Source organism: Pseudarcicella hirudinis, assembly GCF_900115665.1.
In the GTDB taxonomy this organism is placed as follows: Bacteria; Bacteroidota; Bacteroidia; order Cytophagales; family Spirosomataceae; genus Pseudarcicella; species Pseudarcicella hirudinis.
The window spans coordinates 521,684-545,003 of the sequence record NZ_FOXH01000001.1 but is presented as its reverse complement, the minus strand read 5'-3'; the positions used below and the strand labels follow the sequence as shown (position 1 = coordinate 545,003).

26 protein-coding genes are annotated in these 23,320 nt (G+C 38.0%); 15 read left to right on the top strand and 11 right to left on the bottom strand.

Annotated elements, in window-relative coordinates; genetic code table 11:
• The first annotated feature begins 8 nt into the window (after positions 1–8).
• Genes BM179_RS02015 through BM179_RS01995 form a run of 5 tightly spaced genes read left to right on the top strand, consistent with a single transcriptional unit; the run spans position 9 to position 4,927 of the window.
• The gene (locus BM179_RS02015; RefSeq protein ID WP_092011305.1) at positions 9–962 is read left to right on the top strand and encodes an HlyD family secretion protein; all 954 of its coding nucleotides are present in this window, start codon (positions 9–11) and stop codon (positions 960–962) included.
• A 29-nt stretch (positions 963–991) separates the two neighbouring features.
• Complete coding sequence (locus BM179_RS02010) at positions 992–1,936, top strand: ABC transporter ATP-binding protein (protein ID WP_092011302.1); 945 nt, start codon at positions 992–994, stop codon at positions 1,934–1,936.
• Positions 1,937–1,957: 21 nt separating this feature from the next.
• Positions 1,958–2,701: an ABC transporter ATP-binding protein gene (locus tag BM179_RS02005; RefSeq protein ID WP_092011297.1), complete on the top strand. Its 744-nt coding sequence runs from the start codon at positions 1,958–1,960 to the stop codon at positions 2,699–2,701.
• Between the two features lie 10 nt (positions 2,702–2,711).
• Positions 2,712–3,812, top strand: a complete 1,101-nt coding sequence (locus tag BM179_RS02000) for an ABC transporter permease (protein WP_092011293.1) — start codon at positions 2,712–2,714, stop codon at positions 3,810–3,812.
• Positions 3,812–4,927, top strand: a complete 1,116-nt coding sequence (locus BM179_RS01995) for an ABC transporter permease (RefSeq protein WP_092011290.1) — start codon at positions 3,812–3,814, stop codon at positions 4,925–4,927. The genes BM179_RS02000 and BM179_RS01995 overlap by 1 nt, the downstream gene beginning before the upstream one ends.
• 1 nt (position 4,928) lies before the next feature.
• Here BM179_RS01995 and BM179_RS01990 read toward each other — a convergent pair whose 3' ends face one another.
• Positions 4,929–5,822, bottom strand: a complete 894-nt coding sequence (locus BM179_RS01990) for a hypothetical protein (protein WP_092011286.1) — start codon at positions 5,820–5,822, stop codon at positions 4,929–4,931.
• Positions 5,823–6,081: 259 nt separating this feature from the next.
• On the opposite strand from BM179_RS01990, the gene BM179_RS01985 reads away from it, so the two are divergent.
• The 5 genes from BM179_RS01985 to BM179_RS01965 all read left to right on the top strand — a co-directional run bounded on the left by BM179_RS01985 (position 6,082) and on the right by BM179_RS01965 (position 9,924).
• Positions 6,082–7,005, top strand: coding sequence for a PLP-dependent cysteine synthase family protein (locus BM179_RS01985; RefSeq protein WP_092011283.1), 924 nt, complete (start codon positions 6,082–6,084; stop codon positions 7,003–7,005).
• Between the two features lie 162 nt (positions 7,006–7,167).
• On the top strand, positions 7,168–7,479 hold the full coding sequence (locus BM179_RS01980) for an ArsR/SmtB family transcription factor (protein ID WP_092011280.1): 312 nt from the start codon (positions 7,168–7,170) through the stop codon (positions 7,477–7,479).
• A gap of 15 nt (positions 7,480–7,494) precedes the next feature.
• A complete protein-coding gene (locus BM179_RS01975) occupies positions 7,495–7,917 on the top strand; it encodes an SRPBCC family protein (RefSeq protein WP_092011277.1) in 423 nt (140 codons plus the stop codon).
• Positions 7,918–8,103: 186 nt separating this feature from the next.
• A complete protein-coding gene (locus tag BM179_RS01970; protein ID WP_092011273.1) occupies positions 8,104–8,499 on the top strand; it encodes a VOC family protein in 396 nt (131 codons plus the stop codon).
• Positions 8,500–8,826: 327 nt separating this feature from the next.
• The gene (locus BM179_RS01965; protein WP_092011270.1) at positions 8,827–9,924 is read left to right on the top strand and encodes a Gfo/Idh/MocA family protein; all 1,098 of its coding nucleotides are present in this window, start codon (positions 8,827–8,829) and stop codon (positions 9,922–9,924) included.
• Between the two features lie 33 nt (positions 9,925–9,957).
• Here BM179_RS01965 and BM179_RS01960 read toward each other — a convergent pair whose 3' ends face one another.
• The 9 genes from BM179_RS01960 to BM179_RS01920 all read right to left on the bottom strand — a co-directional run bounded on the left by BM179_RS01960 (position 9,958) and on the right by BM179_RS01920 (position 16,675).
• Positions 9,958–10,263: a response regulator receiver protein gene (locus tag BM179_RS01960; RefSeq protein WP_218159134.1), complete on the bottom strand. Its 306-nt coding sequence runs from the start codon at positions 10,261–10,263 to the stop codon at positions 9,958–9,960.
• Between the two features lie 3 nt (positions 10,264–10,266).
• Entirely contained in the window at positions 10,267–10,851 is a 585-nt protein-coding gene (locus BM179_RS01955) for a nitroreductase family protein (protein WP_229632882.1), read from the bottom strand.
• A gap of 14 nt (positions 10,852–10,865) precedes the next feature.
• The gene (locus BM179_RS01950; RefSeq protein WP_092011264.1) at positions 10,866–11,582 is read right to left on the bottom strand and encodes a pirin family protein; all 717 of its coding nucleotides are present in this window, start codon (positions 11,580–11,582) and stop codon (positions 10,866–10,868) included.
• A gap of 82 nt (positions 11,583–11,664) precedes the next feature.
• Positions 11,665–12,255: a Crp/Fnr family transcriptional regulator gene (locus BM179_RS01945; protein WP_218159133.1), complete on the bottom strand. Its 591-nt coding sequence runs from the start codon at positions 12,253–12,255 to the stop codon at positions 11,665–11,667.
• Between the two features lie 81 nt (positions 12,256–12,336).
• On the bottom strand, positions 12,337–12,696 hold the full coding sequence (locus BM179_RS01940) for a cupin domain-containing protein (protein WP_092011261.1): 360 nt from the start codon (positions 12,694–12,696) through the stop codon (positions 12,337–12,339).
• Between the two features lie 17 nt (positions 12,697–12,713).
• The gene (locus BM179_RS01935) at positions 12,714–13,337 is read right to left on the bottom strand and encodes an alpha/beta hydrolase (RefSeq protein ID WP_092011258.1); all 624 of its coding nucleotides are present in this window, start codon (positions 13,335–13,337) and stop codon (positions 12,714–12,716) included.
• A 1-nt stretch (position 13,338) separates the two neighbouring features.
• Positions 13,339–14,274, bottom strand: coding sequence for a ring-cleaving dioxygenase (locus tag BM179_RS01930; RefSeq protein ID WP_092011255.1), 936 nt, complete (start codon positions 14,272–14,274; stop codon positions 13,339–13,341).
• Positions 14,275–14,526: 252 nt separating this feature from the next.
• Positions 14,527–15,900, bottom strand: coding sequence for a tryptophanase (locus BM179_RS01925; protein WP_092012008.1), 1,374 nt, complete (start codon positions 15,898–15,900; stop codon positions 14,527–14,529).
• Positions 15,901–16,180: 280 nt separating this feature from the next.
• The gene (locus BM179_RS01920) at positions 16,181–16,675 is read right to left on the bottom strand and encodes a DUF3575 domain-containing protein (protein ID WP_092011253.1); all 495 of its coding nucleotides are present in this window, start codon (positions 16,673–16,675) and stop codon (positions 16,181–16,183) included.
• Positions 16,676–17,204: 529 nt separating this feature from the next.
• Here BM179_RS01920 and BM179_RS01915 point away from each other — a divergent pair.
• The 5 genes from BM179_RS01915 (at position 17,205) to BM179_RS01895 (ending at position 22,200) form a co-directional block, all read left to right on the top strand.
• Positions 17,205–18,137: a universal stress protein gene (locus BM179_RS01915; protein WP_092011251.1), complete on the top strand. Its 933-nt coding sequence runs from the start codon at positions 17,205–17,207 to the stop codon at positions 18,135–18,137.
• A gap of 118 nt (positions 18,138–18,255) precedes the next feature.
• Positions 18,256–18,954, top strand: a complete 699-nt coding sequence (locus BM179_RS01910; protein WP_092011248.1) for a response regulator transcription factor — start codon at positions 18,256–18,258, stop codon at positions 18,952–18,954.
• Between the two features lie 51 nt (positions 18,955–19,005).
• Positions 19,006–20,379, top strand: a complete 1,374-nt coding sequence (locus tag BM179_RS01905) for a sensor histidine kinase (protein ID WP_092011245.1) — start codon at positions 19,006–19,008, stop codon at positions 20,377–20,379.
• Between the two features lie 450 nt (positions 20,380–20,829).
• Positions 20,830–21,516 (top strand): glycosyltransferase, encoded by a 687-nt coding sequence (locus BM179_RS01900; protein WP_092011242.1) that lies wholly within the window; start codon positions 20,830–20,832, stop codon positions 21,514–21,516.
• Between the two features lie 15 nt (positions 21,517–21,531).
• A complete protein-coding gene (locus BM179_RS01895) occupies positions 21,532–22,200 on the top strand; it encodes an HAD-IB family phosphatase (protein ID WP_092011239.1) in 669 nt (222 codons plus the stop codon).
• Between the two features lie 54 nt (positions 22,201–22,254).
• On the opposite strand, the gene holA is transcribed toward BM179_RS01895, so the two are convergent.
• Complete coding sequence (holA, locus tag BM179_RS01890; protein ID WP_092011236.1) at positions 22,255–23,274, bottom strand: DNA polymerase III subunit delta; 1,020 nt, start codon at positions 23,272–23,274, stop codon at positions 22,255–22,257.
• Positions 23,275–23,320 lie beyond the last annotated feature (46 nt).

The window sequence follows — 23,320 nt, the reverse complement described above, 5'->3', positions numbered from 1 at the left end:
ATTTTACAATGAAATACAGCATTATTCTAGCTCTTTCGTCCCTTCTTTTTCTGGCTTCCTGTGAAAAAAAAGAGGATTATGATGCTTCCGGCAACTTTGAAGCAGATGAAGTAATTGTTTCATCTCAGCAAAACGGAGAACTATTATCATTTTCGGCCAATGAAGGTGACGCCTTAAAGGCAGGAACCCTGGTCGGGCAGATTGATGTGACCCTGCCTAAATTGCAAAAAGAACAGGTGGAGGCTTCCATTCAGGCCATTGCCCAAAAAACCGGCAGTCCTAAAGAACAGATTGAGTTGATAAATAAGCAATTAGCAGTTCAGCAGGCGCAAATGGACCAGCAACTCAGGGAGCGTACCCGCATGCAGAATCTTGTGAAAGCGGACGCTGCTACCAGAAAGCAACTGGATGATATTAATGCCAGAATTGAACAGCTGGAAAGAGAAATGCTGGCAACCCGTCAGCAAATGAAACTGAATACCACAAATGTCTCTACGCAAAACAGAGGTATTTTGAGTGAGCAGGCTCCTCTGAAAGTGAGTGCAAGACAATATCAGGAGCAAATTAACAGAGGAGAAATTGTTAATCCGGTTTCAGGTGTGGTATTGACCAAATATGCCTTAAAAGGAGAAATTACTGCCATAGGCAAACCTTTGTACAAAATAGCCAATATCGATACACTTTTTCTGAAAGCTTACCTGACGGGAGATAAACTTTCTCAGATCAGATTGGGACAACAGGTTAGCATCAGAATAGATCAGGGAGAAAAAGACTACAAATCTTATCAGGGCATTATTACCTGGATTTCCGCTAAATCGGAATTTACTCCTAAAACTATTCAAACGAAAAACGAAAGAGCCAATTTGGTATATGCTTTTAAAGTCAGAGTAAAGAATGATGGATATCTGAAAATCGGGATGTACGGAGAAGTGATTTTAAATAAAGCTCAGGAACAGAAATAGAGTACATTATCCCTTAAATCAGGCATAAAATGGCGGCAGTTTCTTTGGAAAATATTACCAAAACCTATGATAACGGAAAAGTATTGGCCGTAGATAATGTTTCTTTTGAAGTAAAGGAAGGCGAATTGTTCGGGCTCATCGGGCCTGACGGAGCCGGAAAAACTTCAATTTTTCGCATACTTACTACCGTTTTGCTTGCCGACAAAGGCCAGGCAACGGTAGCCGGATTTGAAGTAGTGAAAGATTACAGATCCATCAGAAGCCGGGTTGGGTATATGCCCGGGAAATTCTCTTTGTATCAGGACTTAACTATTAAAGAAAACCTGGAGTTTTTTGCTACTGTTTTTGGAACAACCATTGAAGAGAATTATGAATTGATTAAAGACATTTACGATCAGATAAAACCCTTTAACGACAGAAGAGCAGGAAAATTATCAGGCGGAATGAAGCAGAAACTGGCACTTTGCTGTGCCCTGATTCATAAACCTGAAGTTTTGCTGCTGGATGAACCTACCACCGGAGTAGATGTTGTTTCCAGAAAGGAGTTTTGGGAAATGCTGAAAAGATTGAAAAAGCAGGGAATTACTATCCTGGTTTCTACGCCTTATATGGATGAAGCTAATTTGTGTGAACGTATTGCCCTGATTCAGAAAGGAAAAATAATGTCTGTGGATACACCGGGAAATATCATTAATTCCTTTCCGACTACACTTTATGCGGCGAAATCGGCTGATATCTATCAGTTGCTCAATGACCTGAGAGCAAATCCTGAAATTGAAAGTTGTTATGCTTTTGGTGAATTTTTGCATGTCACGCTTAAAGATAACCAGAATGGCGGAGCGGATTTCCTGAAAAATATAGCAGTAAGTAAAGGTCATTCGGAGATACTTATAAAAACCATTACTCCCGGAATAGAAGACAGTTTTATCAGACTGATGAATGAAAGGCCGGAAGAGGTCAGACCGGGTAATTAAATTTAGAGCTCCTATGTAAAAATGGAAGAAAAGGCAATAATCTGTAAAGAGCTGACCAAGCAGTTTGGCGATTTTTATGCAGTAAATAAAATCTCGTTTGAGGTAAGTAAAGGAGAGATATTCGGATTTCTGGGAGCAAATGGAGCCGGAAAGACTACTGCAATGCGTATTCTTTGTGGTTTGTCATACCCTTCTTCCGGAACGGCCTCTGTAGCGGGCTTTGATGTATATCGTCAGCAGGAATCTATCAAAAAGAATATAGGCTATATGAGCCAGAAGTTTTCCCTGTATGAAAACCTGACCGTTTTAGAGAATATTGAGTTTTTCGGCGGAGTTTATGGGGTTTCGAGAAAGGAAATAAAAGAAAGAAGCAATGATTTACTTGAAACGCTTGGTTTGCAAAAGGAATCCCGGAAAATGGTAGGAGAGCTTCCTTTAGGCTGGAAACAAAAGCTCGCTTTTTCTGTAGCGATATTTCACAGACCTAAAATCGTCTTTTTAGATGAACCGACCGGAGGGGTTGACCCGGTAACACGCAGGCAATTCTGGGACATGATTTATGAAGCCGCAGCTTCCGGAATTACTGTTTTTGTTACTACACACTACATGGACGAAGCAGAATATTGCAACCGCATTTCAGTAATGGTGGATGGCAGAGTGGAGGCTTTGGATACACCGGCAAATTTAAAACATCAATTTTCTGCTGATACCATCGACGAAGTTTTTTACCAATTGGCCAGAGGCGCTAAACGTTCAGCCGATTAAAACTTAAGCCATGAAACAATTATTCGTTTTTATAAGGAAAGAGTTCTTCCATGTATTCCGTGACAGACGAACTTTGCTGATAATGTTCGGGCTTCCGGTGGTGCAGATTCTTTTATTTGGTTTTGCACTTACCAATGAAGTGAAAAACGCTCATATCGTTATTTCAGATAATTCAGGAGATGTACAAACCCTTCAAATCATTAATAAAATCAGGGCTTCATCCTATTTTACTGTAGAAGAATCGGTTTTGAATTATAAAGCTATTGAAAAAGCATTCAGAAGAGGAGAAGTAAAATGTGCCCTTATCTTTCCGGCCCACTTTTCGGAGGATTTAAAACACGGCGGTAAAACCCAGGTTCAGATTATTGCTGACGGATCTGATCCGAATACGGCTAAAACGATCATTAACTATCTGACGGCTATTATTACAGATTATCAGCAGCAAAGCTCTTCTTCTGGTCTGGCTTACAGAATTATTCCGGAAACAAGAATGCTTTATAATGAAGAGGGAAATGGTTCTCTGAATTTTATTCCGGGAGTAATGGCATTGATTCTGATGATTGTCTGCACCGCACTTACCTCTGTATCTGTAGTGAAAGAAAAAGAACTGGGAACAATGGAAATATTATTGGTTTCACCTTTCAAACCAGTTTTGGTATTAATTGCCAAGGCTGTGCCGTATCTGGTTTTATCTTTTGCAAATTTCACCCTGATTGTGCTCCTTTCGGTCTTTGTGCTGGATGTGGAAATAAAAGGAAGTGTTATTTTACTATTTGTGGAAAGTACCTTGTTTATCATAACCTGTCTTTCGCTGGGCTTATTGATTTCCAACGCCACTTCTTCACAGCAAACGGCTTTATTGCTTTCCCTGATGGGCATGATGTTACCGACAATGATATTTACAGGTTTTATGTTTCCGCTTGAAAATATGCCCTGGATATTCAGGATGATCTCCAATATTGTACCTGCCCATTGGTATTTTCTTATTATCAAAGCCGTCATGCTGAAAGGGCTGGGTTTTGAATATATCTGGAAAGAAACCCTTATTCTGATCGGAATGACGATCGCATTATTAGGAATTGCATTGAAAAACTTTAAAATCAGGCTCTGATGAAAGTATTAAGATTTATCCTGCAAAAAGAATTCAGACAGATTTTTCGTGATAAGACTATTCTTGCCATGATGTTTGTTATGCCGACAGTCCAGCTGATCGTCATGCCGCTCGCTATGAATTTCGATGTAAAAAATGTCAATATTTCACTTGTTGATCATGACCATAGTACCTATTCTCAGAAACTCATTTCTAAAATTGCTTCTTCAGGATATTTTCGGATTATCAGCTCAGATTTTTCTTTTAAGGAAGCTTTAATGCATATTGAAAAGGAGGAGGCTGACCTTGTCGTTGAAATTCCTTCGGGTTTTGAAAGAAACCTGGTTCGGGATGGCGCACAAAAGCTGGCGGTTTCAGTGGATGCTATTAATGGTTCAAAGGCTTCTATAGGAGGAAGCTATCTCAATACGGTAATCAGTGATTTTAATGCAGGAATTGACATAAATATCAGAAATATTAACAAAACACCTTCGGGTGTAATTGACATTTCTTTCCGGAACTGGTTTAACCCGATGGCAGAGTACAAATACTACATTGTTCCGGGAATTTTGGTATTGCTTCTTACCATGATCGGAGGATTTATGACCGCTTTGAATATTGTGAGAGAGAAGGAAGTGGGTACAATTGAGCAGATCAATGTTACACCTATCAAAAAATGGGAATTTATTTTAGGAAAACTTATCCCTTTCTGGGTTATAGGCATGACTGTTTTTTCGATCGGTCTGGTTGTATGTTTTGTAGTCTATAGAATTGTTCCGGAAGGCAGTATTGCGTTAATTTACCTCATTGCATCAGTTTATCTGATTGCATTATTAGGTTTTGGATTACTGATTTCAACCTATAGCGATAACCAGGTTCAGGCGATGTTTGTGGCCTTTTTCTTCATGATGATTTTCATGCTGATGAGCGGTTTGTTTACTTCAATTGACAGTATGCCGACCTGGGCAAGGATTATTTCTAATTTAACACCTGTTACACACTTTATCAAAGTTGTAAGAATGATTGTGCTTAAAGGCAGTGGATTTGAAGAGGTAAAAACAGAATTATGTTATATTCTTGCTTTTGCTTTTGTTCTAAACGGCTGGGCAATCTGGAATTACAGAAAAACCAATTGATTTATCTTTTGCGGTTGATAATTTCTTTAAGCCCCGGTTCGCAGGTTAACAAATGCCATCCGCCAAAAACGATGAAAATCTTGTCATGACTGTCGAGCAGTTTATCTATGGTTTTCAGTAAAAACTGATCTCTGATTTCCTTGGAAGTTCTCCCGATTTCCTGAAATTTGCCTTTGGGATTAAAGGGATCGGTTGGCTCCAACTCTTCAATATCGAAAGGAATATTCAGTAGTTTTTGGTAATTGGATTTATAAAAAGCAAAGCTCCTTTCCTCCGGATTAAGAGAAACTTTACCTTTTTCCATGATATAGTCCTTAATGAAACCGTTGAATTTGCTTTCGATTTCGTCATGTTTTAAAATATTTGCTCCCCGAAGCCCCCACATCAACCGCTCTGTAACAATGTATGCCAGAAACTCACCTTTAGTATATTTTTTTAACAATTGTCTGAATTCCAGACTGTCACTTATGTCGCCATTAATGGCTTTAACCTTTAAGCTGTCTGCCAGGATTTTGACCAGCCCGATTTCTCCGTCTTTTAACAAGGCATCATTCTTGGAGGAATAGATTTTTTGAGAAATATCCCCGCCTTCATTAATACAAAGCTCCGGTCTAAATGCAAAGAATTTCTTCTCAATCGTATCGAACATCGGGTTTTTAATGTCACTGTCATCTTTCAAATGGTTAACCCCGCAAAATACTACCTGCTTTTTGCCATTTTTGAATTCCATTATGTACGGATTAGCAGGTAAATGGCGTTCGCTATCCAGTTTTATTTTCAGATAACTTATAGTGGGATAAATATGGGTTGAGTCCAGAAGCGTATTTTGAGGCTTTTCTGTATTACGACAGGCGGAAAGTAGAGCAATTGTCAGGAAAATTGGCAAAAATTTCATTTTTGAATATCCGGTTATATTAAAATATTGTCATAGAAGAGATCAAACAGCTAAAGATAGAAACAACTTTGATATTTTGTAAATGCCCGGGATTTATTTCCCGGAATCAGATATTTGAAATGACATAAATAAACCTTCGCTCTAACTGTGTAAGATACCGGAAACTAAACATTTTCCCGGAAACAGTATTGATTATAAATGTCTTATGAAAAGCTTTTTATAATTTTATCAGAGACACGTTTAACCCCCACACAAAAATATGACCTATCACATTACGGATGCAGTCGGGAATACCCCGCTTGTTAAACTCAGGAAAGTAGTCGATGATGATTCTGCGGATGTTTACGTGAAATTAGAATATTTTAATCCCACCGGTTCTTACAAAGACCGGATGGCGCTGGCAATTATTGAAGAAGCTGAAAAAAGAGGGGATTTGCAGAAAGGAAAATCTGTCGTTGAATGTACAGGTGGCAGTACAGGTACTTCTCTGGCTTTTGTTTGTTCTGTCAAAAACTATCATTTTAAAGTAGTTTCTTCTGATGCCTTTGCTGCTGAAAAATTGCATTCTATGCGATTATTTGGAGCTGACCTCGAATTAATTCTGAGCGAGGGCGGAAAAATAACGCCAAATCTGATTCCTGATATGATAAATAGAGTAAAGGCTATTCAGCAGGAAACAGGAGCATATTGGCCTAATCAGTTTGAAAACAGAGATGCACTAAAAGGATACCAGAATCTGGGAAATGAAATTATCAGGCAGTTAGACAAGCCGGTAAATGTTTTCTGTGCGGCTGTCGGAACCGCAGGTATGATTACTGGTGTCTCAGATGCATTAAAACGAGTCAATACTACAACCAGAATAATTGGTCTTGAACCGGCTTCAGCTCCTTTAATCTCTCAGGGAATTAAAGGAAGTCATAAGGTTGACGGCGTAGGAGTGGGTTTTATTCCCCCGCTGTTCAACAGGTCAGATTTTGATGACATACAAACAGTAGAGGAGGCAGAAGCCAGAATAATGGCAAAAAGATTAGCTACTGAAGAAGGCATTTTTGCCGGAACATCCAGTGGTTTAAATGTTGCTGCGGCTATCAGAATTGCCAGACAATTAGGTCGGGGACAAACCGTTGTAACCGTTGCAGTAGATTCAGGAATGAAATACCTGGCAGGCGGGCTTTTTGACTAAATAATGTTTTACATATTTCAAAAGAGGTTATTTCTGTTTTTCCGGAGATAACCTCTTTTGTGTTTACAGCTATTTGAGGAGGAATATTTTCGGGCAAATAATTGTGTAACTGAAAGGTTTCATTATATTTGTAACCAATTAGTTACAAATATAGAAAAGATTATGAGAAGAGATGTATTTCAGGCAATAGCCGACCCAACCCGCAGGGAAATAATTCGTATTCTCGCTAATCAATCCTTAAATCTGAATTCAGTGGCAGAGAATTTTGACGTAAGTAGGCCAGCTATTTCCAAACACATCAAAATTCTGGAAGAATGTGGATTAATTGTAGTAAAGCAACAAGGCAGGGAAAGGTATTGTGAAGCCAATCTTAAATCATTGGCTCAGGTTTCGCAATGGATTGAACAATATCGAATTTTCTGGACACAGAAACTGGATGCTTTGGAAAATTTCTTAGAAAATGAAAATCTATAAACAATCAGCATAATTATGAAGAATGAACCTTTTGTAATTGAACGGCATTTTAATGCACCGATTGGTAAAGTATGGAAAGCTCTTACCGACAAAGATCAAATGAAAAAATGGTATTTTGATCTGGATGAGTTTAAGCCGGAAATTGATTTTGAGTTTCAGTTTTGGGGAGAAAATGAAGGCAGGAAATACCTGCACTTATGCAGAATTACTTCTGTGGTTTTTGAAGAGAAAATTTCTTATACCTGGAAATACAGAGATTATCCGGGGGAATCTGAAGTTACTTTCGAATTGTTTCAGGAAGGAGAGACAACCAGACTAAAGCTGACTCATGCCGGTTTAGAGACTTTTCCCGCCAACGAACCGGATTTCAGAAGAGAGAGCTTCTCAGGTGGCTGGACTTATCTTATCGGTACTGCTTTGAAGAATTTTGTTGAATAATTCCATAATTTTAATCCATAAGCCAGTCGGACCGACCGGCTTTTTATTTTTTATCATTTCGGGTTTGTGGTTGAAAGTGATGAATCGTATCAGTTTTTGAAAAAAAGATAAAAAAACAGAAGTTTTTTTAGAAAAAATGTAAACAATTGTATTTATTAGTAGAAAGATCCTTTTAATTCGAAAACTATGAAGATTAATTTGACCAGTGTAATGGTTGATGACCAGATGAAAGCCTTAAAATTTTACACTGAGGTATTAGGTTTTATAAAAAAGACAGACGTTCCGCTTGGGAAATTTCATTGGCTTACTGTTGTCTCACCGGAATTGCCGGAAGGAGTGGAACTGGTTTTGGAACCAATGGCTTTTCCTCCTTCTCAGGTTTATCAGAAAGCCTTATTTGAAGCCGGAATACCTGCCGCTTCTTTTGCAGTCGATGATATTCAACAGGATTATAAAAGAATGAAAGCATTGGGCGTCGATTTTAAGTCTGAACCTCAGAGTATTGGCCCTGTTACAATCGTGGTGCTGAATGATACCTGTGGTAATCTTATCCAGCTCGCTCAGAAATCAGAGCATTTTTAAGAAATATTATAGAACAGATTTCATTTGGAGTTAGTTATATGAAATCATCTCACCGTGTTCCGTGGCTCACGGAACACTTGATTATTTTTGCTCTGTGTGTGTCAGAGCAAGGAGTAGACTTCTTCAGTTTTTATTTTTCCCTTAATACATATTCCATTTTCTGGTCAATAAGATAATTCTTTTGGTGTAACCGCTACTCAGAGAAGAAGTATTGTATTTCCAGACAGAGTAAGGACAGAGGTTTTTGGAAATAGACTTAACTTTTGTGAAGATTTTACCATTCTTCCCCAGATTTATTCCAAAACCATTTTAAAATCTTAAAGACTAATGATTTATAAACAAAACTTAAAGACGCTTAGAAATACCATCCTGACCGGATTTTTCCTGATTTCTGGTTTTACGCTATCTGCTCAACACCTTTTAAAAGTGGGCGTAGCCGGGCTGACACATGATCATGTGCATAATATCATGAACCAGTTTGCCCGAAAAGAAGTAATTATTGTCGGGATTGTTGAAGAAAACGAACAATTGGTTAACCGCTATAAGAAAAACTATAAATTACCTGATTCACTATTCTTTAAAACCCTTTCTTCTTTACTGAAAAAAACAAAACCTGATGCCGTACTTGCTTATAATGCCATTTCGGAACACTTGTCTGTGGTGGAGATTTGTGCTCCCAAAGGTATTGCTGTAATGGTTGAGAAACCGCTTGCAACTACTTATAAAGATGCCGAAAGAATTGCTTTTCTGGCAAAACAACACCATGTGCAGGTACTTACTAATTATGAAACCACCTGGTATAATACCAATCAGCAATTGAATGAACTGGTAAATGACCGAAATGAAATTGGTCCGATTCGTAAAATGGTAGTGCATTCAGGGCATGAAGGGCCAAAAGAAATCGGATGCAGTCCTGATTTCCTTAAATGGCTTACAGACCCTGTAAAGAACGGAGGAGGAGCCGTCAGGGATTTTGGTTGTTACGGGGCAAATCTGATGACCTGGTTAATGAAGGGAAAAACGCCAAAAGCAGTTACTGCCACGATTAAACATATCAAACCTTCCGTTTACCCGAATGTAGATGATGATGCGACCATTGTGCTGGAATATGAAAATGCCACAGGAATTATAGAGGCTTCATGGAACTGGCCTTTTGGTATTAAAGATATGGAAGTTTTTGGCGTGAGAGGCTATTACCATGCTTTAAACGGAAATACCATGCAAAAAAGAGAGAAAAGCACGTATGAGAATATTACAGTAAAACCAGCTGTATATCAGGATAATATACCTTATCTGGCAGATGTGTTAAATGGTAAAGTAAATCCTTCTAACGATCTTTCTTCTTTAGAAAATAACCTTATTGTCGTGAAAATTCTGGAAGCGGCCAGTAAATCAGCTAAGGAAGGCAAAAGAATTGAATTGTAATTTAACAGGTTTCTTACTTAAAATCGCTCAGGCTCATTTTTGATGAATGGCCTGGGCGATTTCAGTATAAAGCAAACCACTTCCGCCACCGTAGTGCTGGGCAATTGCAATTTTATCATTGTTTTGTCTGAAAAAGGTACGAAGCGCCTCGTCAGTGTCTTTATCAATTCCTGCCCCGATCAGCACCAGATCAAAACTGTTTTTCAGAAATATATCCTTAGCTTCTTCCGGAGAAGTGGTACCGGTTGCTTTCCAGAGAGGATTGTTATTAATTAACCGCAAAACCGTCTGTAGAATCTCAGGATGAGTCCCGATTACAAGAATGCTGGTATTTTCCATGATTTAAGCCTGTTTTACAAATTCATGTAGCTCTTTTCTCTTTCTCGGAGAAAATTCACGTGTTTTTAAGCCTTCATCCAATTGATCCGGATCGCCAAGATAACCTAATGCAATGACACAAACCGGACTTTCTGAATCTTTCAGCTCAAATAATTCAACGGCTTTCTTTTTGTCGAAACCACCCATCGGATGACCGTAAATATCCATGGAAATTGCCTGAATCAAAAGATTTTGATTGGCCATTCCCAAATCATGAAAGGCTGTCGGATTCTCCTTGCCATTATGCGCATAAGTATGTTTGGCGATAGTCAGTACCAAGGCCGCAGCATGTTTTGCCCAGACAGCATTGGCCGGAACAAGACAGCTTAGTAATTTTCCAAAACCTTCTTCATTTTCTTTCAGAGCATAAATGTATTCCCAGGGTTGTTCATTCATCGCACTGGGTGCCCAGCTTGCCGCTTCGAAAATAGTATGCAGATCTTCAGGAAGAATAGAAGCCGGTGAAAATGCTCTGGGACTCCATCTTTTTCTGATTTGTTCATTTAATTCTACGCTGTTTGCTTCTTTTATTGTCAGTAGTTCCATCATTTTTTATTTGAAAATTAAATTGTCATTGATACCTCCATCAAGAGAAACTCCGCATCATTCTGAGCTCTGATGCTCAGTTGATCGGTTTCCAGTATTCCTAAACCATCCCTCTCTTCCAGTAAAGTGTTTGCTGTTTCTACAGAACCTTTTATTACAAAAATATAAACACCATTTTTTTCATTGTGTAAAGAATAGTTCTGTGCAAAACCTTTTTCGAAATTTGCCAGATAAAACCAGGCATTCTGATACACCCAAACTCCCTGATCTTCTTTATTTGGTGAAACGATTTGCTGTAAATTGTTAAGGGCTTTGCCTTTTTCCAGTACAATCTGGTCGTACCTTGGTTCTACATTCAATTGATTCGGATAAAGCCAGATTTGTAAGAATTTCGCCGGTTTATCTTTATTTCCATTGTATTCTGCATGATAAATCCCTGTTCCGGCACTCATCATCTGGATTTCTCCGGGTCTGATAACTGCCGTATTTCCCATACTGTCCTCATGTCTTAATTCTCCTTCCAGAGGAATTGAGATAATTTCCATATTATCATGAGGATGATCGCCAAACCCTTTGCCACCGTCAACAATGTCATCATTTAATACTCTTAAAGCCCCGAAATGAATTCTGTCAGGATTATAGTAATTGCCAAAACAAAAAGTCTGGTAACTTTTCAGCCATCCGAGGTCGGTTATCCCTCTGGAATCTGCTTTATGTAATATTGTCTGCGCCATAAAACTTATCTGATTATGATAGCACAAATTTAATTCTGCGCATTCTTTCAGCACTTAATATACATTAAGAAAAGAATCATGCCTACGATTTCTTTCTCAGCATTTCGTTTCGCATTTTGCTGAAAAACTGCGGAGTAACGCCAATATATGAGGCGATTTGTTTAAGGGGTAACTGATTGATAAGAGAAGGGTATTTTTTGCAGAAGTTGTTATACCTTTCTTCTGCGCTGAGGCTTAGGTTATCGAGCAATCTTTGTTGATTTGCTACAAGAGAATTTTCTGTAATTATCCGGAAGAAACGCTCAAACTTGGGTATCTGTGTGTAAAGCTTTTCCTGATCTGTCTTGGAAAGTAACAGAACCCCGGTATCTTCCAGCGCCTCGATATTCAGAACACCGGGTTTTTGAGAAATCAGACTATACATATCTGCTATCCACCAGTTTACCGGAGCAAAACTGAGGACTCTTTCAAATCCGTTTTTGTCGAAAATATAGCCTCTCAAACAGCCATCAGTAATAAAGGCAGAGTATTTGCAGATTTCGCCTTCATGGAGTAATAATTGTCTTTTTTTAATTTGTCTCGTTTCCAGTAAAGAAGTGAAAAATGCCATTTCTTCGGCTTCTAAACGGATATAACCGGAAATATTATGCTGAATTAATTCGATTGGGGTCATTTTGCTGAAAATATTGAAGAATTTCTGATTTTTAACAAGAATGTGTTTCAATATATCTGCAAAATGACCATTTTCCAAATGCTAAGCGATCGTCACAAAGATAGATTGCCTTGTGACGGGTTTTAAATTCCGGGTAGCATGCCCTTTTCCTGTAATGTCTTCAACAAGTAATACGTCTGCTCCGGAGAATCTTCTTTTCTCTTTTAAGGAAGTTTCTATTTCAATTTCACCATCCAGTAAAATAATAAACTGCTTTTGCGGAGCGGTATGAAAGGGGTAGTCATATTCAGGAACGACCTTGCGGAAAAAGAGGTCTTTTACTGCAAAATTCTCTGAAATGAAACCGATCGGGCCATTATCTTTCAAAGGATAAAAAAGATCTTCAAAGAAACTGTCTCCGTTTTCATCTTCATACAAGCGGGTTACTTTAAATGTTTCCATATTGCCGGCCCTCCGTTTTACAGATTTAAAAGCTGGTTTGCCAGCTCTAATTCTTTGAATTCAATGGTATGTGGTCTTCCTTTGAAAATTTCTACCCACACTTCAGCATTCATCTTTTTTAGTATTTCTGCGCTCTCGTTAACCCTTGAAACCGGAACATGCGGGTCAGGGTCACCGGTAGTTATCAGAATGGGTGTTTGATTGAAATCTCCCTGATAGTTGTTTAAATTCAACTTTTCACCAATAAGTCCACCCGTAAAAGCAATAACCCCTCCATATTTTGAAGCATTTCTTGCTGCAAATTCCAGCGTCAGACAGGCTCCCTGGGAAAAACCAAGCAGATAAATCTTATTAGCCGGAATACCTTCTGCCTTAATTTCTTCAACCAGTGCCGACAGCGTTTCAAGCGCTTCATCCAGATAAGGCTGGTTTTGCTGAACAGGTGCTAAAAAGCTGAAAGGATACCAGGTATGGTTTTTAGCCTGGGGAGCAAAAAAAGCAGCTTTTTCTACCTTTAAATGACTTTTCAAAGACAGTATGGAATCGGCGCTTGCGCCTCTTCCATGTACCATTATGATGACTTTATCAGCTTCTTTCAATGGCAGACCTGTCTGCATTATTTGATTTTCTTTGTTTAACATCTTAGTCTAATTTTGGCAATTTGCTTTCAATAGCCTTGCGACTTGATTCGTACTGTGCCGGAAGTTTCAGGCCGCTTCCTAATTCTTCAAGGGTTTCATCTGTAGCAAATCCCGGATTATCAGTCGCCAATTCAAATAATACCCCGCCTGGTTCTCTGAAGTACAATGAATAGAAGTAATTACGATCGATTTTAGGCGTAATATTCAAGCCTAAACCTGCAATTTTTTCTCTGTAATTCATCAGCACTTCTTCATCTTTCACTCTGAATGCTACGTGATGCACGGAACCGCCTGCTACATGACCCACTTTTTCTCCCGGAGCCTCAACCAGGTCAACAATTGAAGCATTATCTACGGCATCTGTAGCAAATCTTAAACGATTTACCTCTTGTCCTACAAATTTATAACCGAGAATATCGGTAAGAATATCTGCTGTAGGCTGAGCTTTGTTCGCAGTGATGGTCAGGTTATGAAAACCTTTGGTAGCGACCTGACTTGAAATTTCCGGTGTTTCCCAGGGTTTTCTTAAATCTGGTTTCTGAGCAACGGTTAATTCAAATTTCAGACCATCCGGATCCAGAAAAGTTAAATATTGTTCTCCGAATTTCTCAGCAGCTTTGTTATAAATTACATTGTTTGCTTCAAAACGTTTCAACCAGAAATCAAGGCTGTTTTCAGGTACAGAATATCCGATTTCACTTACCTGATGTGTACCTCTTCTGCCGGGAGTGATGCCTTCCCAGGGAAAGAAAGTTAAAATCGTTCCCGGTGTTCCTTCTTCATTACCATAATAAAAGTGATAGGTTCCGGGATCATCAAAATTCACGGTTTTCTTTACCATTCTTAATCCCAAAACTTTTGTATAAAAATCAAAATTCTTTCTGGCATTTCCTGCAATAGCAGTAATATGATGTATGCCTAAAATCCTGTCTTCCATTTTTCCTATAGTTATATTGTTATGAAATTTTATTTGAAACCTTTTAAGTCGGGGTGATTTCCCTTCCTCTTTGGTGTTACAAATTTGCAGCTAAACTTTAGTGAAATCACTTAATCTAGAATAAGAAAGCCGGAACGACAGAATTTTATTAAACAGGAGAATTAAGTTCTTGTTGTTTGGGGATTTGAAAATTCAGGGTAGAAAAAGAGTTATCAGAGATCATAATCATATCTCCGATAACTCTATAATATATTAATCAGCCAGCTCAAATCTTGCCGTGAAATGTCTTAACATGGGTGCTTCATAGCTAAGTTTATAACCTTTGAGAAGATGTCTTTCGTTAAAAACAGCAATGATAATTTCAGCCACATAATCGATATGGCTTTGGGTATAAACTCTTCTGGGAATAGCTAATCTTACCAATTCCATAGGAGGAGGAATTAATTTCCCTTTTTCATCATATTTCCCGAACATTACACTACCTATCTCACAAGCTCTGATGCCGCCTTTTTCATACAAAGCAATAGAAACAGCCTGTCCCGGAAATTCTTCGGCAGGAATATGAGGGCAAAAACGCTTCGCATCAAGATAAACAGCATGGCCACCGGTAGGTTCTATCAGGGGAACTCCTGCGGCAAGTAATTTTTCACCCAGATATTCTACACTACGGATCCGATAATGCAGGTAATTTTCATCTGTAATTTCTTCAAGACCTTGTGCAATAGCTTCCAGATCACGACCAGCCAAACCTCCGTAAGTTGGGAATCCTTCCGTTACGATCAGTACATTCCGGCAATTCATGGCCAGTTTGTCGTCATTCAGGGCAAGAAAACCTCCGATATTTACAAGAGCATCTTTTTTAGCACTCATGGTCATACCATCGGCATAGCTGAAGAGTTCCCGGCAAATTTCAAGAACAGATTTCGATTCATAGCCTTTTTCTCTTATTTTGATGAAATAGGCATTTTCTGCAAAGCGACAGGCGTCAATGAAAAACTTCAGACCGAATTCATCACATATTTTTCGTACACCTTTGATATTTTCCATAGAAACCGGTTGCCCGCCTCCTGAATTGTTCGTAATGGTAATGAATACCAATGGAATATTTTCAGGGCCTTTTTCCAGAATAAATGCCCTGAGTTTATCGAGGTCCATATTGCCTTTGAAATCGGCTTTTTCTTCAGGATGTTTCCCGACCTCACAAAGTAAATCAACTGCCTCAGCGCCGCTGTATTCAATATTTGCTCTGGTAGTATCAAAATGGGTATTATTCGGGAAAAATTTACCCTTTCCGCCTAAAATGGAAAAAAGAATCTTTTCCGCTGCTCTTCCCTGGTGTGTGGGAATCACAAAGTCCATTCCGGTAATTCGTTTTACAGCTTCCTCAAAACGGAAAAAACTTCTTGATCCGGCATAGCTTTCGTCGCCATCCATAATGCCAGCCCATTGTTTACTGCTCATGGCGGAGGTGCCGCTATCGGTTAGTAAATCGATCATTACATCATCAGCATGAATGAGAAATGGATTATAACCTGTGTCTTTAAGAATGGTTTTACGTTCTGTTTCGTTGGTAAATTTAATGGGTTCAACCGATTTGATTCTGAACGGTTCGATGATAGTTGTCATGTTTTCTTTCATTTAAAATCTTGGGAAATGCCTTTAAGCTGCCTGTAATTCAGGAAGAAAAAGGAAACGATAACTTGAGGAAATTATACTAAAAGAAAAGCATCTCTGTCTTTCAGGTTTTGAAAGATCGTCTTACTGGTTAAGAAATATGGAAAGGATAATGGCATTTATACTGGAATTACAGGGCAAAACTAACAATAATTCTGTACAAATACATTTGTAGCTGAAAAAAGGTCAGCAATAATGCTAACCTTCTTCAATAAGAGTTATCTGTTAAAGATTACCTTCCTAAATTGTAGCCCAGATTAAATCCAATTGAAGGCAAAGGACCATCATAGGTTATACTTATATTTTTGGAGGCACTTGTAAACCAATAGGCAGGTCCGATACTGGTTTCAATTGTAAAATTGTCTCCCAAAGCCCATTGGTACCCGATTTGAGCCCCTAATGAATAAGCAGAATAAGAATAGTCGTTGGAATCTTTTTGTTTGAACGAACCGTACTGCACTTCCGGTGCAAAGAAAAATCCGGCTGGAAAACTTTTACTGGCTGATAAATACCTGCGGTACTGAAGACCTAGACCGATTCCGGAAACACCTGATCTTGCATAGATTGAAGCGCTTGGGAAAATCGAACTTTTTTCCGTTAATTGTTTTTCATACCCGGCATTAATTATACCAAAAGCGAAAGTAACAGGGGCTATTTTAATAATCTGAGCATTTGATACACAATTAACAGCGGAAATAATAGAGAGACAAAGTAGAAGCTTTTTCATTTTATAATTTGTTATTAGTTAAAATGAACATGTAATTGTTCGCAGAGCAATTTAGTGAGAAAAACAATGATGTTCAAAATTTGTAAAATTTACAGGGTTTTGACTAAACAAAATACCTATTATTTCATCCAAAATAAGGATTGTATGTTTCCGGGATAATCGCTCACTTGCTGAATTATTTATGATATTACAGCTTTGTTTTATGGGGATTTTTGGGGAAGTATCAATTTCAAAGAATGAAATTAGCCATGCTGAATGTTCTTCCGGAGGTCTGGAACAATATTTTTAGAAAATTATATTTTAAAACTAACAATAATTCTTTCATAAATCCATTTTCTAATCAATTTCTAATCTTAAATTAAGCCGGTTTTAAGGTACCGCTCATAATTTTGATCTGATAATTATACACTGGCAGTCGAGACAATATTTTTAATAATTGTTCAACCTTAAACAAAACTGTATTCCTTCCTTTTTTGTTGCCCCTCTGCATGTTACCAAAAATTAACCATAAATTTAAAACACTTGTATTATGGAAAATTTAGCAATTAACACCATTCTTGTACCAATCGATTTTAGTACGATTTCATTGAATGCCTTAAATACGGCCATTTCTATAGCAAAACGCCAGAATGCCAGGATTACCCTTTTGCACGTCATTGATAGTAATTCATATATGTACATTACTGCGGATGGGTCACTTTCAGTAGATTTTACCCTTGATTCAATAATAAAAGATTATCAGCATAAACAGGACGTTTTAAGTGATTCCGTCCGGAAGAGTCATGGAATTGTTGTAGACTCCATAGTTACTGTTGGTTTTATCTCCAATGAAATCGTAAAAGTAGCTTTTGAAAGAGAAATAGATCTTATCGTTTTAGGTACCCATGGCGTTTCTGGAATCAGAGAGCTTTTTCTGGGTTCAAATGCTTATGATGTAATCAAAAATTCATTCTGCCCTGTTTTAACCGTGCCGGATGATGCTAAATTTGATAAGTTTTCCAGAGTGCTTTTTCCGGTCAGACCAGTTCATGGGGCTTTGGAAAAATATGATTTTGCCAGAAAAATTATCCGTAAAAATAAAAGCCAGCTTTTTGTTTTGGGTTTACTGGAAGAGGGGAAAGAAGAGCAGCACAGCACTTTAAAAGAAGAAATGGGGGCATTGAGTGAGAAACTTGAGGCAGATGAAGTAGATAGCAGCGTTTTCTTCTATTATGGAGAATCAGTAGCCAAAGAAATTCTGCACAATGCCGATGACCTTAGGATTGATCTGCTGGTAATTACCGCCACACTGGACTTCACAATCCGAGACTTTTTTATCGGGCCTTTCACACAGCAGATCGTTAATCATGCTAAAGTACCTGTCTTGTCGATAAGACCAGTCCCTGCACTGGAGGAAGAGTCTGGTGAGGATGAAGATGGTGCGGAGGATTTTCAGATGCCTTTAATGACAGGCACGTTTTAAACAAAGTTTTTAAGGTGATTTATCTGAAAGCAGAATTCAAATAGTTTTATGAATTCTGCTTTCAGGAGGAACGTTATACCCTTTTCAGAGCGATTTCTCTGAAATATTTTCAAAAAGAATGGAGCTTAAAAGTAAAATATTACTGATTGAGGATGACAATAGAATTTCTGAAACAATCGTCAGAGGACTCGTTAAAAATAATTTTGACGTCAGAGCGGCTTTTGATGGTTTAATTGGTCTGAGAATGGCGATAAGTGGGAATTACGATCTGATTATTCTGGACATTAATCTGCCTTTGATCAATGGTTTTGAAGTTTGCCGGAATATCAGAGAGAAAAAGCCGTTTTTGCCGGTGCTTATGCTCACAGCCTTTGGTGAAATTGAAGATAAAATAGAAGGTCTGGAAAAAGGTGCTGATGACTATCTTGTAAAACCATTCGATTTCAGAGAGCTGATTGCCAGAATTAATGCATTACTCAGAAGGGCAGGGCAGGAACCAAATAAAGAAGGCGCAAATATTCTTAAAGTTTCTGATCTGGAAATGAATATTGATACTAAGGACGTGAGAAGAAACGGGAATCATATTGACCTGACGGCTAAGGAATTTATGCTTTTGGAGTTTTTACTGAAGAATAAAGGAAAAGTTTTGTCGAAAATGGACATTGCTGAAAAAGTATGGGACTTAAATTTTGATACAGGAACCAATATTGTAGAAGTTTATATCAATTATTTGAGGAAGAAAATTGACAGAGATTTCGAGCAAAAGCTCATTCACACTAAAACGGGTCTCGGTTATGTGCTGAAAGATGAAGTTTGAACAAATCAGGCTATTTAATTCCTTTCGAATGACTTACAGCCTTTCTCCGTTATGAAAATAAGGTTTAAAATTGCCCTTCAATTCTCGCTTATTGCTGCCTTTATTTTACTGGCATTTTCTGTAACTATCTATCTTCGTGCGGATTATGTGAGACACCGTAATTATGTAGATCGTCTGAAAAAAAGAGCGGTAACCACTGCAAGGCTTTTGGTATATGTGAAGGAATTTACTCCCAAAATGCTTAAATTGTTAGATAGAAATTCTTTAAGCAGGCTGAATGATGAGCAGGTTTTTATTTTTAACCACTCAGACTCTCTGACTTTTTCAAATATTAATAAAATCCCCTCAAATATTAATATTGCTCTTTTGGACAAAATAAAAAAGAAAAAAGAGATCAGATTTCAGGAAAATGGAAGGGAGTATGTCGGATTAGTTTTTGAAGGAAAATTTGAAACTTTTATTGTGGTTGCTTCTGCAATAGACAGCATAGGCATCAAAGATTTGAAAAGTCTGAGTGAAACCTTGCTGATTGGTTTTTTAGCCGGAATCTTCGTGGTAATCATCGCAGGTATTTTCTTTGCCAGCGAATCATTGAAGCCAATACAGTCTATTAATCAGCAGGTTAAGAAGATTTCGGCACAACATCTTCGGGAAAGAGTTAACGAAGGGAACGGAAAAGATGAAATTGCTGAATTAGCCATGAATTTTAACCGGATGCTGGAAAGACTGAATCTGGCATTTGAACAGCAAAGAAGTTTTGTTTCACAGGCATCACATGAATTAAGAACACCGCTGGCTGCAATTAAATCAGAAATTCAGCTCGCTCAGGATGGTACGCAATCAATAGAAGAATATAAATCGGTACTTGCCACACTTTTAATTGATACTGACCGGCTGATTGCTTTGTCGAATGGGCTATTACAATTGGCAAGGTCTATGGAAAATGAAAATGTTGACAATTTTATTCCGCTCCATATAGAGGAATCTATATTTTTAGCAAATTCGGAACTCAAAATGGCCAAACCTGACTATAAGACCGAGGTTCATTTTGACCGGGTTCCGATTGATGAGAATAGTACTGTAGTATCAGGGAATGAGATTTTACTAAAAAACCTGTTTTTGAATCTGATTGATAATGCCTGTAAATACAGCATTGATCAGAGTGCTGAAATCAGAATCGGATTTGACCAGAAATTTGTAATTGTTAAAATCAGTGATTCCGGGATTGGTATTCCGGAGGCCTCTCTGGAGAAAATCTTTTCTCCTTTTTACCGGGCAGATAATGCCATTCAGGCCAATGGCTTCGGGATAGGCCTTTCTGTTACCCAAAGTATTCTGAAACTGCACCATGGAACAATAGATGTACAAAGCGCTGTAAATAAAGGTTCTGTCTTTTCTGTGAAAATTCCGCGGATTTATTCTTAAGTATAAACACTCAATTTATTAATATTTCTTAAGTTCTAAGGTATTTCTAATGTCGTTTTAAGGTATTTTTAATAGTATTTTGTTTTTTTTGTACAGTACCGGCAATGAATTGTTCACTAAAACCCCTAGGCTTATGAAAAGCGTATATGTTTTTTATCTATCGGCCATCTGTTTTTTTGTTGGCTTTTCACTTTCAATAGCCCATGTTCTGGAAATACAGAAAACATATTATTCTGTTGTCTTCATTATAATTGGAGCTTGCCTTTACGAAATCGGAGTTATTGTTAAAAAGAGAAATAAAATCTGAATTTCTTGAAATAGCCCGTCAATTCCACAAAAACCATCTTTGAAAACTCCGGGAATTTCTGATAAAATCAGAAAGGTTCTCCGGTATTCCATTCTCTTAGCATTAGCCTGTTACCTGTTTTTTCACACTAAACATGTTATAATATGAAGAAAATCACGGTTATAATACCAGCTCTTAATGAGGAAGAAGCGATCCAGTCGGTCATTCAGAAATCATATCATCACCCTGATGTAGATGATGTGATTGTCGTAGATGATAATTCGGTTGACAATACCGTAGAACTGGCAAAAGAAGCAGGCGCAAGCGTTATTACGAGTGCCAGAAAGGGAAAGGGTATCTCAATGAGAGAAGGGTTACTGATGGCTAAAAATGAGCTCATTGTTTACCTTGACGCAGATATTAAAACTTACCCTAAAGATATTATTGAAAGGTTGGTGAAACCTTTAAAAGAAGGCCCTTTTGACTTCGTTAAGTCTTATTTTGAAAGACAGGCCGGAAGAGTAACAGAATTGGTAGCCAAACCTTTATTAAGCCTTTTGTCTCCTCAGTTGAGTCATTTTCAGCAGCCGTTAAGCGGTATTATTGCCGGGAAAAGAACGCTTCTGATGCAGGTGGATTTTGAAAATGATTACGGGGTAGACATCGGTTTACTGGTAGATATGTACAATTCCGGGGCAAAAATATCGGAAGTCAATATCGGTACTGTTGAAAATAAAATGAAACCCTGGAGAGAACTTGGCAAAATGGCGAAGGAGGTAAGCGCAGCTATTTTAAAAAGAACCGTTCTTCGGGAAAATACTCGTAAAGTCCTCAGAGAGGAATTAGTTTAATCTGAATTTGAGATAATGAATTATACCTTACAAACAAATGACAGGAAAATGATTGTTTTTGACATGGATAATACGATTCTTCTGGGAAGTTTTATCCGGACTGCTGCAAAAGCATTTGATTTTCAGCCACAATTGGCCAGCATAGTACTTGAGAATACTAATCCGATTGTCAGAACCAAAAAAATTGCAGAATTAATGAGGAATATCAGTATTCAGGAGATTCAGGCTGTGGCAAATTCTATAGAAATAGTAGATGATTTTAAAGAAATTGTCGGAAAGCTGAGGAAGAAAGGCTATTTAATCGGGATTATCAGTGATAGCTATACCTGTGTAACCAATCTGATCAAAGACAAATTCAGACTTGATTTTTCAATCGCAAATGAATTGGAATTCAGAGAGGATCGGGCTACAGGAGAAGTGCTTATTCCTTCCTGGTTTTTTAAAAAAGACCATTCAATTTGCAGTCATGAATATTGTAAGTCAAACGTTGTCAGTTACTTACTTGAAAAGTTTGAGGTTTCAAAAGATAATCTGATTACGGTGGGGGATGGCGACAATGATATTTGCATGGTCAGTAAAGCAAAATTCGGTGTAGCATTTTGCACGGTAAGCCCTGCTCTGAAATCAGGTGCAAATCTGATTTTATCTGAAAAAGCATTCAGCCCTATTTTGCATTATGCTTAAATAATTTACTTTAGACTAAAGCTGTACGCAAGCACAATTACAGCTTTAGTTTTATTAGTGTAAAATACTAAAAGTCAACTCTTTGAGTATTGCTTCTTCGTCTGCTGCCCCGCCTTCAATACCTTTAGAGCGAAGGTCTGCAATTTTAATCTCATGCAGGATATGCGCTACCTTTCCCATTGAATAATTCCTGACAGCCAGCATATAATCTTTGGCAAAAAAGGGATTAATTCCCAGAATAGCTGCCACGTTCTTTTCCGACTTATCCTGTGTGGCGTGGACTAGTAAAACTTTGCTGAAGTAATTATAAAGAAGAATGATAATTTGAGGCAGCGGGTTGTCCTTGGGATTTTTCGCAAAGAAATTGATAATCTGATTGGCTTTCATAATATCCCGGTTAGTCAAAGATTTCTGAAATTCAAAGACATTGTATTCTTTGCTGATTCCTACATATTTCTCAACAATTCCTGCATTAATTTCCTCATCAACTCTCAGGTTAATCAGTATTTTATCAATCTCAGAAGCCAGACGTTTTAAATCGCTCCCGACGTTCTCAACAAGCATCTGAACGGCTTTCGGGCTGATTTTTGTGCCATTTTCATGGCAGTATCCCAAAACCCAGTCAGGGATTTTGTTATCATATAATTTTTTGGAAGGCATTGAAACGCCATGCTGGTCAAATGCTTTAACCCAATTGAGATGCTCTTTAACCGTATCTTTATAGGCCAATACCAGAATTGTTGAATCCAGCGGTCTTTTGGCATAATCTTCCAGCAATTTCTGCATTTCCTTCTGATCAATACCCTGAATAGCCTGTGCTTCCTTAACCAGAATCAATTGCCTGTCAGACATCATCGGAAATCTTTTGGCATACGACAGAAGGGAAGGAACAGTTATGTCTTTTCCAAAAAGGATAAACTGATTAAAACTCTGTTCAGAAACGGGAAGAGCATTTGTTTCAATGAAATCTGCAATTTTATCTATGTAAAAAGGCTCATCCCCATGTAAAAGATACAAAGGGACGAAGTTTTTTTTCTTAAGATCCTTTAAAACGTCAACGGATAATTTTGGCATAATGAAAAAAATATTTTAAAAGAATCTGATATCATGATCAGTATCC